Here is a 12,321-nt window from a genome sequence, read left to right as displayed (position 1 = left end):
CCGGGCCGGACGCGCCGACCGCATCCCTCAGTGCTCGCGGTCGTTAACCGGCCGAATCCCCGACGAGAGGAAGCCCGTTGGCATCGCTGTCCCAGCCCCGTCTGCGCCTCGCGGTCCTGGCAGTGTCCACCATCCTGCTCGGTACCGCCGCGACCGCCTCGGCCTCGGCCCCCGCGGTCACCTCCGCTCCCCCGGCCGGCGGCGAGCCGGCGGGCGGCCGCCCGTACATCGAGACCAGCCTGTTCTTCGGTACCGCCCATCCGGACGGCAGCCCGCCCGTCACCGACAAGCAGTTCCAGGGCTTCGTGGACGAATTCGTCACGCCGCGCTTCCCGGACGGGCTGACCGTCCAGGAAGGCGAAGGCCAGTACCGGGACGCGCACGGAACCATCGAGCGTGAGCGCTCCTACGAGCTGATCCTCTTCTACCCCACGGGCCAGGCGGGACCCAGCGGCCGCAAGATCGAGGAGATCCGCTCCGCGTACGAGAAGAAGTTCGCCCAGGAGTCGGTGGCTCGCGTCGACGACCGCACGACAGTCGACTTCTGACCCGGGGACGCGGGCCGCGCCGCCTGGCCCGGCGCCCGGACCGTACCGGCCCTTGGTGGGCGCAGCCCGGCCCGGCATCCGCCGTTCGAGTGAGGAGGCGAACGGCGGATGCCGGGTCGGGCGCGCTCCGTGCGTCTACTGGGAGGAGTCCTGGCCCCGGTCCTTGCCCATCTGGTCCTTCATCTTGTCCTGGGCGGTGTCGACGTGCCGGCTGTACTTGCCCTGGGTCCTCTCGTCGAGGAGGTCACCGCCCTTGTCGACGCCCCGTCCGGCTTGGTCCTCGTGGCCCTTCAGCATCTGCTTGAGCTTGTCGATCATCGACATTGTGGCCCTCCTTCGGTTTCCCGTCCCTTTCAGGGTCGTGGACCATCGCCCGGGCCGCATCTTCTGGTCCTGACCTGCGGGTCATCGGCGGGAGTGAGCCATCCGGAGGCCTGCGGAGCGCATGGCGCGGAGCCGCGCCCGGACGCGGGGCGGCCGCGTGACGTGACCGAATCCGGACACCGCGGCGCGCGGCGCGCTCCCGCTGGACAGGGCGGCGCCGCGCGGTGCCGTGGTCACTTCGGTCAGGCAGTGGCGTGACGCCGCTTGCTGCCGTCGGAGGACGTGGTGCGGTCGGCTTCGTCCTGGACCAGCAAGGAGAGCAGAGCGGCCACCGTCAGGCCGGATTCGGCCGGGTGGCGAAGTACCTTGCTCGGGTCGATCTGGTACGTGTTGGCGCGTCCCTCCCGGGTGTGGGAGAGGTAACCGTCCTGCTCAAGGTCGGCAATGATCTTCTGGACGGCACGTTCGGTGAGCCGGCAGTGAGCCGCGATGTCGCGGATACGAGCGTTGTGATTGTCGGCAATCGCTGCCAGCACCCGCGCGTGATTGGTGAGAAACGTCCATCCGGTGTGTGGCTCGGGCACTCCATCCATGCTCCAACTCTAGCGACTAGGTATACACGCATTCAAAAGCACGTACTTGGTTTCCGGTATTAGTTGACGTGCATAGGCCGCGAACGGCAGCCTGGGGGCGGCGGTAGGCACTATGAGGGAGAGAGGCCATGCCGGAGCCTGCGTACTCTGAGCAGCCCCTCATCGGGGAGAACACCGGCAGCGCGCATGGTCGCCACAAGCCCGCGGACAGCCCGCCCTTCCCGGCGACGATCGACGTCGTGCCCGACGGCGACCGGATGACCGTGACGGTGCGCGGCGAGCTCGATCTCGACGCTTGCCGGCAGCTCCTGCCCGACCTGAACCGGGCCCTCAGCCGCTCGGTCAGCGGCCTCGACCTGGACCTGACCGGGGTGGGCTGCTGCGACTGCTCCGGCCTCAACCTCCTGCTCGCCCTGCGCGAGCGCGCACTGGACGACGGGAAGACGGTCGTCATCACCGCCGGCAGTCCCGCGGTCGAGCGAGTGTTCCGCCTGGCCGGCTCCTGGCACCACTTCACACCCCCTACCTCGAACGACAAGCACATGACTGAGTGCGCCGACCACGACGCAGACCCGCAGCGGAACGCCGATCAGGATCCGCACGCACTGGTCGCCCAATTGCGGCGAGCGATGCAGACCCGGCCGACCATCGACCTGGCCCGCGGCATCCTGATGGCCTCCTTCCGCCTGAGCCCGGAGGCGGCCTGGGACGTACTGGTCACCGCCTCGCAGAACACCAACACCAAGCTGCACCGGCTGGCCGGTGACCTGGTGAGCACCGTCCAGGGGCCGGAGCTGCCCGAGTGGGTACGCACACACCTGGCGGCCGCGGTCGCCAAGGCGAACGCCGCGGGCCCGAACCCGTCGGCGGAACCGACCCCGCCCGCCGCGCCCGCGACCGCATGCCTCGAGTCCGGCCCGCTGCCGGACAGTTGACCGCCGTATGACGACGTCTGCATCACGCCCCCCGGTATGACGACGCCCCGCTGATCGGCGTGATCAGCGGGGCGAGCCGGTCGGGCACCTCGGCCGGGCCCGGTCTCAGGATCAGAAGTCGTACGGTTTGTCGGTGTTCCAGTTCAGCACGTCGGCGTCGGACCAGGTGAACTTCGACGGCGCGCCCTTGCTGTTGAGCGCCTTCAGCTCCGCGGCCGGGCCGGTGTCACCGGTCTGGTCGCGCAGGGCAAGGGAGAGCTTCGACGAGGTGTGGGTCTTGGCGCTGTCAGCGAAGAGGGCCACGGCCGAGTAGACCTTGCCGCCGGGACGCACCGTGATCCGGGCGCTGCCGCCCGGGGCGTCCTTCTTCGAGTGCGGCAGGACGTTCGAGGTGTCACCGAGCATGACGGACGGGTAGGACGTGACCCAGCAGGCCTTGGAGCCGGTGTTCCGCGCCGTGATCAGCAGGTGCTCGCCCAACTGCTTCGGGAAGCGGTGCAGTACGTCGTAGGACAGCTCGCTGCCGCTGCACTGACGGGTGGCGGCGGTGGCCTTGGTGATCTGGTCGGCGGCCGGGACGGCGGTGTCGGTGGCGGAACGGGTGCCGACGTCGGCGGAGCTCTTCGCGGGGTACGCCTCCGCTGAGGTCTTCTCCTTCGCGCCGCTGTCCTTGGCGCTGTCCGAGCCGCCACAGGCGGTCACGCTCAGGGCCAGGGCGGCGGTGACGGCGGCCAGCCCGGCGACGCGGAGTCGGTTGGTACGCATGTGGGTCCCCCCGTGCAATGGTGTGCTGGTGGTGGCGGTGTGGTCGAGGCGCGTGGGCGTGGGACGGGCTTCATGAAGCCTTTCCCGCTCTGAGAACCAGCCTGGCGCCGGCCGCTGACGTTTCACTCACGCGAGGCTGTTGTTCCGCTAACGCGCCGGTCGGAGGCGGTAACACCGCTTGGTAGAGGCTGTGGCGCGTGAGGCTGCGGCCGCCGGCCGGGAGAGGCGGGCACGGGGTTCTGGGTAGTGTCTCCCGCGGGCACCGCGTCGTCGCCACGGGCCGTCGGGGCGGTGTGTCAGCAGCCGGAGATTCGAGGGGGAACCGATGACCGACTCGACCAGTCGCCGAGACCCGGCGGCGCCCGCGCCGGTACACGTCACCGTATGGGGCGAAGAGAACGCCGACCGCCCGCCCGTCGTCTTTGTGCACGGGATCCTGACCTGGGGCGACGACGACCGGTACGGCTTCGCGGCCCAGCGGCCCCTGGCCGGCCGGCATCGCCTGCTCCTGATGGACCGCAGAGGATACGGGCGCAGTCCGGACATCGAGCGCAGCGACTGGGCGGTGGACGCCGAGGACGTCATCGGCCTGCTCGGGGCCGGTGGTACCGGCGCTCACCTGGTCGGGCACGCGTACGGCGGTGTCGGCGCCCTGGCCGCCGCCGTACGCCGCCCGGACCTGGTCCGCTCGCTCACGCTGATCCAGCCCGGCGCCCTGCGGCCCGCCGAGCGCCACCCGGTCGTCGCCGAGGCGCTGGCGCGCGCCCGGGCGGCCACCGCGGCGCTCCCCGCCGGCCTCACGCCGGAGGAGTTCCTGCGGGGCGCCACCGAGTCGGTCGGCATGGCGACACCCGAGGCGACACCGGCGCGGCTGCGCGCCGCCGCCGCCACGATGGCCGAACTCCCCTGCTGGGACGCGGACATCGCGCTCGGACCGGTGGCCGCGGCGGCGTTCCCGAAGCTGCTGGTCTCCGGCGACTGGGAAGGGGCGCCCGAGCAGTACCGCAAGTACGCGGGCGAGCCGCTGATCGCCTGCGCCGCGTACCTCGCCGAAGCCCTCGCGGCCGACCACCTGGTCGTGCCCGGCTACTACCCGCACACCCAGCAGCCGGAGCGCGTGAACACCGCGCTGCAAGAGCTGTGGGACCGGGCCGAGCGGACGTGACCGGCGAAGCGGGGCGGCACACTTGAAGCTCGTATGAACGGCGGACCATTTTTCAGACGTACACCAGACATTTACTCCTCTTCCTTAGATTTCCGGCTGTCACGGATTCCGGTCGGCAACTGCGCGCCGGCCGCCCGGCCTGGGGGAGGAACGTGGACAAGGTCTTCGACAGCACGGCATTCGCGGCACGGGACGCGCTCGCCGCGTGGGCGGAGGTCACCCGGAGCACGGTGATGCCGACGGCCTTCCGGCTGGTCGACGTCGAGGTGTTCAGCGGCTGGTTCAAGGCGATGCCGCTGGGACCGGTGCAGCTCTCGGGAATGGCGTACACCTCCTTCTGCTCGAACCGCACCCCGAAGCTGATCCGCGTCTCCGACCCGGAAACCCTCCAGATCGCCCTCGTGCGCTCCGGCCCCCATGTGATCGAGCAGAACCGCCGCCGTGCCCCGGGCCGGCCGGGAGAGCTGCTGGTCTTTGACAGCTCGCGTCCATTCGACTCCTACGCCGACGGCGAGGCGCTCCTCATACAGTTCCCGCGCGAGCTGCTCCCCCTGCGCGCCGACCATCTCGCTCCGCTCATCGCGTCCCCCCTCCCGGGCGACCAGGGACTCGGCCGGCTGCTTGCGGACTTCCTGGTCCGGCTGGCGGAGGACGGCGCCGACTACACACCGCAGGACACGGCCCGACTCGGCGCCGTGGGGCTCGACCTGGCGACCGCGTTCCTCGCGCACCACACGGACCGCGAACGCGACGTGCCGCCGTCCTGCCGGCAACGCGCCCTCTATCTGCGCATCACCTCCTTCGTCCAGCACCGGCTGGGCGATCCCACCCTCGCCGCGAGCGACATCGCGGCGGCCCACCACATCTCGGTCCGCTCTCTGCACCGGCTGTTCCAGCAACACGGCACGAGCATCCGTACCTGGATACGCGGCCAGCGCCTGGAGCACTGCCGACGCGATCTGGCCGACCCGCTGAAGCGGCACGTACCGATCCAGGCCGTGGCGGCCCGCTGGGGATTCCCCCGCCCCGCGGACTTCACCCGCGCCTTCCGCGCGCACTACGGCACCACGCCCAGCGACTACCGGAATCGCGCGCACCGCTGCGGCGGCACCGAACCCGGCACACCGAACCCGGCACACCGGGCCGAGGCGAACCCGGCACCCCGACCCAGCCCGAACCTGGCACACCCGGCCAAGGCCCTGGCGCACAGCGCTAAGGCGCCGGAGGCGGCAACCGGCGAAGCTGTTCCTCGCGTGCATGACATGCCACGGCATACGGCACGCGGATGAACACTCCAAACACTCCATCACACGGAACTCACAGGGGGAATTCCCGTGCGAATGCGCACTCGTATCGCTCCGTTCGCGATGACCGCCGTACTGCTCGGAGGGGTGGCTGCTGCGGCGACGACCGGCCCGGCAAGCGCCTCGGAGCCGAAGGCGAACGCGGCGATCCAGTCCTGCTACGGCACCGCGAAGAACTACACCAGCACGCCGGGCAGCAGCGGCCGCAACGCGCACTGGCCCGCCACGGGCACGTACGCGTACACCACCAAGAACTGCGCCGACATCAACCTGAAGGTCAAGGCCACCCGCCAGGTCACGACCTGCTTCAAGGCGACCGGCAAGTGCAACGGCTGGAAGACGGCCACGGCGGGCAAGTGGATGCAGGCCGCCACGGACGTGAAGGACGGCTCCGGCTTCTACATCCAGTTCAAGGGGGCGGCCCGCAGCGCCGGGCAGATCGCCTACTGAGAACATGCGGAGGGCCCGCACTCTGCGGGCCCTCCGGGGTATCCGTGGGGGACGGATAGTTGATCGTGTCGTACCCGTCCGCTGGGCGGTGATGCGCCGTCGGTGGTGTCAGGTGGCTGTGGCGGGCGATGTCCACCCGGTTGGCGCAGCGGGTGGCTCAGCCGTTGCGGCCCTGGCCCAGGGCGCGGGCACACCAGCCGATGATCACGGCGTTCACCAGCGCACCGACGATGACGGGGAGAAAGAACATCGAGAAGTCGTCGGGCAGCGCGAGCATCACCAGGCTCACCGGGGCGGTGGCGATCGTCGGCACCACTCCGGCGAAGGAGGCGTCGGGGTTGTCGCCGTAGCTCACCACGACGGCCCAGACGAGCAGGGCCGCGCACACGGCGAGGTAGAGCCGGGCGACAAGGCTGCCCAGCGCCTGGCGTACGGTCCGCAGGACGGGGTGGGTGGCAGCGGGATCGTTCATGGTGACGGTCTGCTCCTTGTGCGCGGTGTTCACGGTGGTGGTGTTCCCGGTGGTGGTGTCGACTGTGTGGGTATTCATGGCGGCGGTGTTCCGCTGTAAGTGATGGCGGGCGTCAGGGATGCGTTCCCGGTGGGATCGCACGGACGAGGCCCAGGTCGTACGCGAGGATCGTCGCCTGCACCCGGTCGCGTACCTGGAGCTTGCGCAGCAGTGCGTTCACATGGGACTTGACGGTGCCGACGGTGATGCCGAGTTCGGCGGCGATCTCGGCGTTGTTCAGGCCGGAGGCGACCAGGGTGAGGACGCGGCGTTCGCGTGCGGTCAGCTGCGCCAGGGCGGCCGTGTCGTGCCCGGCCCGCGACCCGGTGGGCGGGCCGGACGCGTAGTGCCCGATGAGCCGGCGGGTGGCGGAAGGGGCGAGCACGCTCTCCCCGCCGGCCACGACGCGGATGCCCTGCAGCAGTTCGGCTGCCTGCACGTCCTTGAGAAGGAAGCCGGAGGCACCGGCGCGCAGTGCGTCGAAGACGTAGGCGTCGAGGTCGAAGGTGGTCAGTACGAGGACGCGCGGCGGATTGTCGCGCCCGGTGAGGATCCGGGTGGCGGTGATGCCGTCGAGGCCGGGCATCCGTACGTCCATGACGACCACGTCCGGCGTGAGCTGTTCGGCGAGGCTCACCGCGGCGGCGCCGTCCCCGGCCTCTCCGACGACCGTCATGTCCTCCTCGGCGTCGATGACGGCGGCGAAGCCGGCCCGGACCACCGCCTGGTCGTCGACGACCAACACGTCGATGGTCATCGGGATGCCTCCTGGTCTCCGTTGCCGTCCCCGGCTCCGTCCTTGCCGGCCCCGGCTCCGTTCTTGCCGTCCCCGGTTGCGTGTTCGTCGTCCGAGGTGGTGGTCAAGGGCAGCCGCAGGACGACCGTGCCCGGCCGTTCGGTGGTCAGGGTGCCGCCGAGGGCGGCGGCCCGCGTCGCCAGCCGGTGCCGCGCGGCGGCGCGGGTGGCGCCGGACACGCCGGTCGCCGTGAGGGTCAGGGCGTCGTCGTCGGCGTCGAGGACGAGCACGGCGGGCTCGTCCCCGCCTGCCTCCAGAACGGCTGACCCCGGCCCGCCCGCCTCCAGAACGGTCTCGGCGGCACGGTAGGCCGCGATGTCCACCGCTGCCGGCAGCCGCGCCGGCACCCGGTCGCCGATCCGTACCTCCACCCGGCGGCCGGTGGCCCGGCACTGGCCGACGAGGAGGTCGAGGGCCTGGAGCGTGGGCTGCGGCCGGAGTTCGGCGTGCTGCTCCCCGTCCCGAACCGTTTCGAGCAGGGCCCGCATGGCGGCCAGGGCCTCGCGGGCACGCTCCGCCGTCGCGGCCAGTCGTCCCGCTTCCGCCTCCGCGACCACCTCGGCGGTGCGTGCCAGCACGGTGGTCTCCAGCCCGGTGGTGATGCGGCGGCGTTCGGCCCAAGCGTCGCGTACGGCCTCCTCGGTCCACGCGGCGAGACGCTGCTCGTGGGTGTCGCGGGCGGCTCCTCGGCGCGTGCCGTACCGGGTGCCGGCAGCCCAGGCGGCGGCCGCCACCACGGCGGTTGCGGCCCCTGCGACCGCCCAAGCGGGCGCGGTGCCGCCGCGCGCGAGTACGGCGGCGATCATCGTGGCCGCGTGTACGGCAGCGGCCACGACCGGTACCGCGAAGCGCCGCGCCCCCGCACTCCGGCTCAGGCAATCGTCCGACGCAACGTCAGCTGCCACCACGACGAGTGCCACGCAGGTGGCGACCATGCTCAGCGCGGGCGGCACGGCCGCCGGCCCCGCGTACCCGCTCACGGCCATCGCCGCCGGCCACAGCCCGGCGAGGACCAGCAGTACACCCCACGCGGCGCGCGGAGCCCGGCGCAGCCACAGCAGCGTGACCGCCTGCGCGGCGGCGAGCAGCGCGAAGAGCGCGCCGGCGGAGACGCCGGGCCCGGCAGGCGTCGCGCTCTCCCGGATGACGAGGAACGGCAGCAGCGGCTGGAAACACAGCCCGGCGGCCGCGACGAACTGCGCGAGGCGGTACGTACGCGGAACCGACGGCACCGGTGACGTCCCCTTTCCCTCCGGCAGCACCGCCCGTACCTCCCACCCGCCGTCCGGAGTCGGCCCGCTGGTGAGCGTGCCGCCCGCTTCCCGTGCCCGGCCGCGGAGGAAGTTCTGGCCGCGCCCGCCGCCGAGGCGCTTGCCGTGTGTGGTGGCGGGGCCGGTGGCCTCCGGCGGCGCGTTGCGCACCACGATCTCCGTCCCCGCATCGTCGTGCGTGCAGCGCACGGTGGTGGGGGCTCCCGAGGCGTGGCGCACCACGTTGGTGAGCGCCTCGCGCACGATGCCGTACACGGTGTCGCCGCGGGAGCCGTCAGGGAGCGCCTCGATGTCGCAGGTCACCGGCTGGCCGAGGGCGCGGAAGCCGGCCACCAGTTCCCGCAGCCGCTCCCCCGGCGCCGGGCCGTCCTGCGGCGCCAGGGCCGGGGCGCGCACCGCGCTCAGCGCCCGCGTCACCTCGCGGCCGGCCTCGGCGGCGAACTCCACTGCCTGGTCCGCCAGTTCGGGACGTCGGTCGCGCAGCCCGAGCGCCGCTTCCACCGTCACCACGACTGCCGTCAGGTGATGGGCGCTGACGTCGTGCAACTCCCGCTCCATGCGGCTGCGTTCGGCCGCGGGGAGCCGGTGTCGCTCGGCCTCCGCCCGATGCAGGCGCCGCTCGGCGGCCTGCCGCGCGGTGCGCAGCCGCCGCGCGTACAGGCCCGTGCCGGTGGCCGCCGCGTAGAGCAGCGTGGTGAGTACGAGGTCGAGCCCCTGGCCGCCACCGCCGATCCCGTGCAGGGTGAGGCCGTGCACGAGCTGCCAGAGGGCGAGCGTCACGACGCACAACAGTGCGGTGGTGGTGTCCCGCTCGGTGGCCACCGCGAACAGGGCCAGCGCGACACCGGCGGTGCCGTACACGGCCACCGCGCCGGCGGGCAGTGGCTCGGCGGTGAGCGCGCAGGCGGCGGCGACCAGGACGAGGACGGGCACCGGGCGCGTACGGCGGGCCGTGAGCGCGACGGTCACCAGCCCGCCCGCCAGGACGGCCGCGAGGAACTCCGCGGCCGTCGGCGTGGCCCCGCGCACCAGCGCGGCACCGGGCCACACCACCGCCTGGGCACCGAGCAGCAGGACCGGAAGCAGCCGGTCGTCAGTTCGTTTCATGATGTGCCCAGGCTAGGGTCGCGTGCGGCCCGTCGGCATCGGGCCGCAGGACGATCACGGTCTCTGACCAGAGATAGAGACCGGGCCGCGGCATCCACCCTCGGGGCGGCCCGAAGGCGGGTGGCACCTTCCCGGGGAAACGGGTGGCACTTTCCCGGGGAAAGGTGTCACTCATGCCACTGGGAGACGGATCGGCTGCTGGATAGCTTCGGACGCGTTCCCGGAAAGTGCTGGGACTTACGTATCGAAGGACCCCGCATGCACGCTCAGATCGTCCTCTTCGACGGCTTCGATCCGCTCGATGTCATCGCGCCCTACGAGGTGCTGTACGCCGGTGGCGCCGCTTCCGGCGGCGGGGTGAGCGTGGAGCTGGTCTCCGCCGAAGGCCCGCGCGAGGTGGTCAGCGGCACCGGCGGGCTGACGTTGCGCGCCACCGCCGCCCTCGACCCCGCGCGAGCGGGCCTGATCCTGGTGCCCGGTGCCGCGGGCCGCGTCGGAGAGCCCGGCGAGGCCCCGGACCAGGACGCCGGGGCCGGGGAACGGCGGCAGGACGAACTCATCCCCGTACTGCTGGGCCGCACCCTGACCACCGAGCTGCCCACGCTGTTGCGGGCGGCGATGGAGAACCCGGAGGTAACGGTCGGCGCGGTGTGCGGCGGCTCGCTCGTACTGGCCATGGCCGGCCTGATCGAAGGCCGCCACGCCACGTCGCACCACATGGGCCTGGACCTGCTCGACGCCACCGGTGTCCACGCGGTGGAAGCCCGCGTCGTCGACGACGGCGACCTGGTCACCGGTGCGGGTGTCACCTCCGGACTCGACCTGGGCCTGTACCTCCTGGAACGGGAAGTGGGCCCGCGGATCGCGCACGCCGTCGAAGAACTCTTCGCACACGAACGCCGCGGCACCGTATGGCGCGCCCAGGGCCCGATACCCGCCGGCTTCTGACCGCCCGGCTGCTCGCCCCACACCCCACAACACCCCCGCACCCCATATGCCCCTATCCGCATCGCGGCCTCACACTCCCGCATCGACCCCCGTATCGACCCCCGTATCGCAGCCTCACCGCCCGCACATCGCACCGTAAGGAACCACTGCGGCATGTCCGTCGAAGGCATCTGGGACCTGTCCCTCTCCACCCCCATCGGCAAGATCGAGGCCGAGGTCGAACTCCGCCGGGAAGGCGGTGTGCTGACCGGCACCGCGCGCGGCGCGGGAGAGGAGACCCCGCTCAGCGACGTCGTCCTCGACGGCGACCGGCTCACCTGGAAGCAGGCCATCACCAAGCCCATGCGGCTCAACCTGAACTTCGCCGTCACCGTCGACGGCAACACCCTGTCGGGGACCTCCCGGGCCGGGCACCTCCCGGCCTCGAAGGTCACCGGCGAGCGCCGCGCCACCCGCGCCGGGACGGGCCGCTGACCGGTGGTCCTGATGGTCATCCGCCCCGGCTCCACCGCAGGAGCTCGGCCACGCGACATCCGGCCGGTAGGCCGTGCTCGCCGAAGCCGGGCCGCGCGAGTCGGCAGTCCACAGCCGACGCGCGGGGGCGCAAGTGCCGGAGCTCGCGGCGGTCGCCGAGAATCCGCTCACTCTGGCACATCGTCCGAATTCGCTCCGGCGCCCCCGGCCGCGCTCCTCCCGCGGCTAGGCTGAGCCGGACAGCCCCGCGTACACCACGCGACCTCCAACGCGTAGCGACCGCGCAGAGCAAGCGATCGTGGGCAGGCAGGTGCAGCATGTCCTGGTCCGAGCCGGCGCACCACGCGCGCTTCAGCGTCACCATGTCCACCGAGCGGACTCTCATACGTATCGCGGGCGAACTGGACAGCCCCTCCGTGGCGGCACTGATCCACCGGCTGCCGGGCCCGGAGGAGTGTGCCGCACAGGTCGTACTGGACCTGAGCCGGGTGACGTTCTGCGGACTGGCGGGGGTGGACCTGCTGCTGGAGCTGTACTACCGAGCGACGGACGCGTCCCGCCAATTGGTGCTGCAGGCGGCGAACAGCAGCGTACTGCGCACCGTCCGGCTCAGCCGGGACCCGATGGCCGCACAGATCGTACGGGCCTGTGCGGCCGGGCACCGGCTGAACCACCACCCCGACCACGCGGTCCTGGTCGAGGCGCTGGCACTCGCCTTACGGATCACCGAGGCGCCGCTGGGCAACGCCCAGGCGTGCGACCGCGGGAGCGGCGCGCTGCGCATCATCGGGCAGCGTGGCTTCGCCCGCCCCTTCCTCAGCTTCTTCGAGTCGGTGTCCGACCGCGAAAGCGCGTGCGGCGTGGCCGCCCAGAACCGCTCCCCCGTCTACGTCGAGGAGGTCTCCAACTCGCCCCTCTTCGCGGGCACGGCCGCCGTGGACGTGCTCGGCGAGGTACCCGTCGGCGCCGTGGCCTCACTACCGGTCCTGGGACCGACCAGCACCGTGATCGGGATCGTCTCCCTCCATCACTCCAAGCCCAGCCGCTGGCCGTACGAGCAACGCCGCATGCTTGCCTCCCTGGCCCGCTCGGCCGGCCGGCTCTGCACGCGTCCCGGGGCCTGATCCCCG

The 12,321-nt window shown here is 72.0% G+C and carries 14 protein-coding genes; 8 read left to right on the top strand and 6 right to left on the bottom strand.

The genetic code is table 11. The features are described from left to right. Positions 1 to 77: 77 nt before the first annotated feature. On the top strand, positions 78 to 548 hold the full coding sequence (locus ACZ6WH_RS17075; protein WP_469729239.1) for a DUF3574 domain-containing protein: 471 nt from the start codon (positions 78 to 80) through the stop codon (positions 546 to 548). Between the two features lie 135 nt (positions 549 to 683). Here ACZ6WH_RS17075 and ACZ6WH_RS17070 read toward each other — a convergent pair whose 3' ends face one another. Further along, positions 684 to 872 carry an antitoxin gene (locus tag ACZ6WH_RS17070; protein ID WP_469729238.1) on the bottom strand — a complete coding sequence of 63 codons (189 nt, stop codon included), beginning with the start codon at positions 870 to 872 and terminating at the stop codon, positions 684 to 686. Positions 873 to 1,114: 242 nt separating this feature from the next. Then, positions 1,115 to 1,465, bottom strand: a complete 351-nt coding sequence (locus ACZ6WH_RS17065; RefSeq protein WP_432862729.1) for a helix-turn-helix transcriptional regulator — start codon at positions 1,463 to 1,465, stop codon at positions 1,115 to 1,117. Positions 1,466 to 1,593: 128 nt separating this feature from the next. Here ACZ6WH_RS17065 and ACZ6WH_RS17060 point away from each other — a divergent pair, with 128 nt between their 5' ends. After that, positions 1,594 to 2,400 carry an ANTAR domain-containing protein gene (locus ACZ6WH_RS17060; RefSeq protein WP_469729237.1) on the top strand — a complete coding sequence of 269 codons (807 nt, stop codon included), beginning with the start codon at positions 1,594 to 1,596 and terminating at the stop codon, positions 2,398 to 2,400. A 111-nt stretch (positions 2,401 to 2,511) separates the two neighbouring features. Here ACZ6WH_RS17060 and ACZ6WH_RS17055 read toward each other — a convergent pair whose 3' ends face one another. Next, positions 2,512 to 3,165 (bottom strand): DUF4232 domain-containing protein, encoded by a 654-nt coding sequence (locus ACZ6WH_RS17055; RefSeq protein WP_469729236.1) that lies wholly within the window; start codon positions 3,163 to 3,165, stop codon positions 2,512 to 2,514. Between the two features lie 325 nt (positions 3,166 to 3,490). Here ACZ6WH_RS17055 and ACZ6WH_RS17050 point away from each other — a divergent pair, with 325 nt between their 5' ends. The 3 genes from ACZ6WH_RS17050 to ACZ6WH_RS17040 all read left to right on the top strand — a co-directional run bounded on the left by ACZ6WH_RS17050 (position 3,491) and on the right by ACZ6WH_RS17040 (position 6,084). After that, positions 3,491 to 4,330 (top strand): alpha/beta fold hydrolase, encoded by an 840-nt coding sequence (locus ACZ6WH_RS17050; protein WP_469729235.1) that lies wholly within the window; start codon positions 3,491 to 3,493, stop codon positions 4,328 to 4,330. A gap of 152 nt (positions 4,331 to 4,482) precedes the next feature. Then, entirely contained in the window at positions 4,483 to 5,619 is a 1,137-nt protein-coding gene (locus tag ACZ6WH_RS17045; protein WP_469729234.1) for a helix-turn-helix domain-containing protein, read from the top strand. A 51-nt stretch (positions 5,620 to 5,670) separates the two neighbouring features. Beyond that, positions 5,671 to 6,084, top strand: coding sequence for a hypothetical protein (locus ACZ6WH_RS17040; RefSeq protein WP_469729233.1), 414 nt, complete (start codon positions 5,671 to 5,673; stop codon positions 6,082 to 6,084). 157 nt (positions 6,085 to 6,241) lie between these two features. Here the strand turns inward: ACZ6WH_RS17040 and ACZ6WH_RS17035 are convergent, their stop codons facing one another. Genes ACZ6WH_RS17035 through ACZ6WH_RS17025 form a run of 3 tightly spaced genes read right to left on the bottom strand, consistent with a single transcriptional unit; the run spans position 6,242 to position 9,769 of the window. Further along, entirely contained in the window at positions 6,242 to 6,634 is a 393-nt protein-coding gene (locus tag ACZ6WH_RS17035; RefSeq protein ID WP_469729232.1) for an SCO4225 family membrane protein, read from the bottom strand. A gap of 34 nt (positions 6,635 to 6,668) precedes the next feature. Further along, the gene (locus ACZ6WH_RS17030; RefSeq protein WP_469729231.1) at positions 6,669 to 7,352 is read right to left on the bottom strand and encodes a response regulator; all 684 of its coding nucleotides are present in this window, start codon (positions 7,350 to 7,352) and stop codon (positions 6,669 to 6,671) included. Then, positions 7,349 to 9,769 carry an ATP-binding protein gene (locus ACZ6WH_RS17025; protein WP_469729230.1) on the bottom strand — a complete coding sequence of 807 codons (2,421 nt, stop codon included), beginning with the start codon at positions 9,767 to 9,769 and terminating at the stop codon, positions 7,349 to 7,351. Before ACZ6WH_RS17025 ends, ACZ6WH_RS17030 begins: the two co-directional genes overlap by 4 nt. A gap of 258 nt (positions 9,770 to 10,027) precedes the next feature. On the opposite strand from ACZ6WH_RS17025, the gene ACZ6WH_RS17020 reads away from it, so the two are divergent. The 3 genes from ACZ6WH_RS17020 (at position 10,028) to ACZ6WH_RS17010 (ending at position 12,315) form a co-directional block, all read left to right on the top strand. After that, positions 10,028 to 10,717: a DJ-1/PfpI family protein gene (locus tag ACZ6WH_RS17020; RefSeq protein ID WP_469729229.1), complete on the top strand. Its 690-nt coding sequence runs from the start codon at positions 10,028 to 10,030 to the stop codon at positions 10,715 to 10,717. A 153-nt stretch (positions 10,718 to 10,870) separates the two neighbouring features. Further along, positions 10,871 to 11,191: a hypothetical protein gene (locus ACZ6WH_RS17015; RefSeq protein WP_469729228.1), complete on the top strand. Its 321-nt coding sequence runs from the start codon at positions 10,871 to 10,873 to the stop codon at positions 11,189 to 11,191. Between the two features lie 317 nt (positions 11,192 to 11,508). Next, positions 11,509 to 12,315: an STAS domain-containing protein gene (locus ACZ6WH_RS17010; RefSeq protein WP_469729227.1), complete on the top strand. Its 807-nt coding sequence runs from the start codon at positions 11,509 to 11,511 to the stop codon at positions 12,313 to 12,315. The last annotated feature ends 6 nt before the right edge of the window (positions 12,316 to 12,321 follow it).

It is taken from the genome of Streptomyces sp. NPDC050806, assembly GCF_055586425.1.
Note: the sequence above shows the minus strand (reverse complement) of the source record. Positions and strands in the feature narration are given on the sequence as shown.

Bases quoted from the DNA above. Each gene is read 5' to 3' on its own strand.
- ACZ6WH_RS17070 (WP_469729238.1), bottom strand. From the start codon at position 872: ATGTCGATGATCGACAAGCTCAAGCAGATGCTGAAGGGCCACGAGGAC.
- ACZ6WH_RS17065 (WP_432862729.1), bottom strand. From the start codon at position 1,465: ATGGATGGAGTGCCCGAGCCACACACCGGATGGACGTTTCTCACCAAT.
- ACZ6WH_RS17060 (WP_469729237.1), top strand. From the start codon at position 1,594: ATGCCGGAGCCTGCGTACTCTGAGCAGCCCCTCATCGGGGAGAACACC.
- ACZ6WH_RS17055 (WP_469729236.1), bottom strand. From the start codon at position 3,165: ATGCGTACCAACCGACTCCGCGTCGCCGGGCTGGCCGCCGTCACCGCC.
- ACZ6WH_RS17050 (WP_469729235.1), top strand. From the start codon at position 3,491: ATGACCGACTCGACCAGTCGCCGAGACCCGGCGGCGCCCGCGCCGGTA.
- ACZ6WH_RS17040 (WP_469729233.1), top strand. From the start codon at position 5,671: ATGCGCACTCGTATCGCTCCGTTCGCGATGACCGCCGTACTGCTCGGA.
- ACZ6WH_RS17035 (WP_469729232.1), bottom strand. From the start codon at position 6,634: ATGAATACCCACACAGTCGACACCACCACCGGGAACACCACCACCGTG.
- ACZ6WH_RS17030 (WP_469729231.1), bottom strand. From the start codon at position 7,352: ATGACCATCGACGTGTTGGTCGTCGACGACCAGGCGGTGGTCCGGGCC.
- ACZ6WH_RS17025 (WP_469729230.1), bottom strand. From the start codon at position 9,769: ATGAAACGAACTGACGACCGGCTGCTTCCGGTCCTGCTGCTCGGTGCC.
- ACZ6WH_RS17020 (WP_469729229.1), top strand. From the start codon at position 10,028: ATGCACGCTCAGATCGTCCTCTTCGACGGCTTCGATCCGCTCGATGTC.
- ACZ6WH_RS17015 (WP_469729228.1), top strand. From the start codon at position 10,871: ATGTCCGTCGAAGGCATCTGGGACCTGTCCCTCTCCACCCCCATCGGC.
- ACZ6WH_RS17010 (WP_469729227.1), top strand. From the start codon at position 11,509: ATGTCCTGGTCCGAGCCGGCGCACCACGCGCGCTTCAGCGTCACCATG.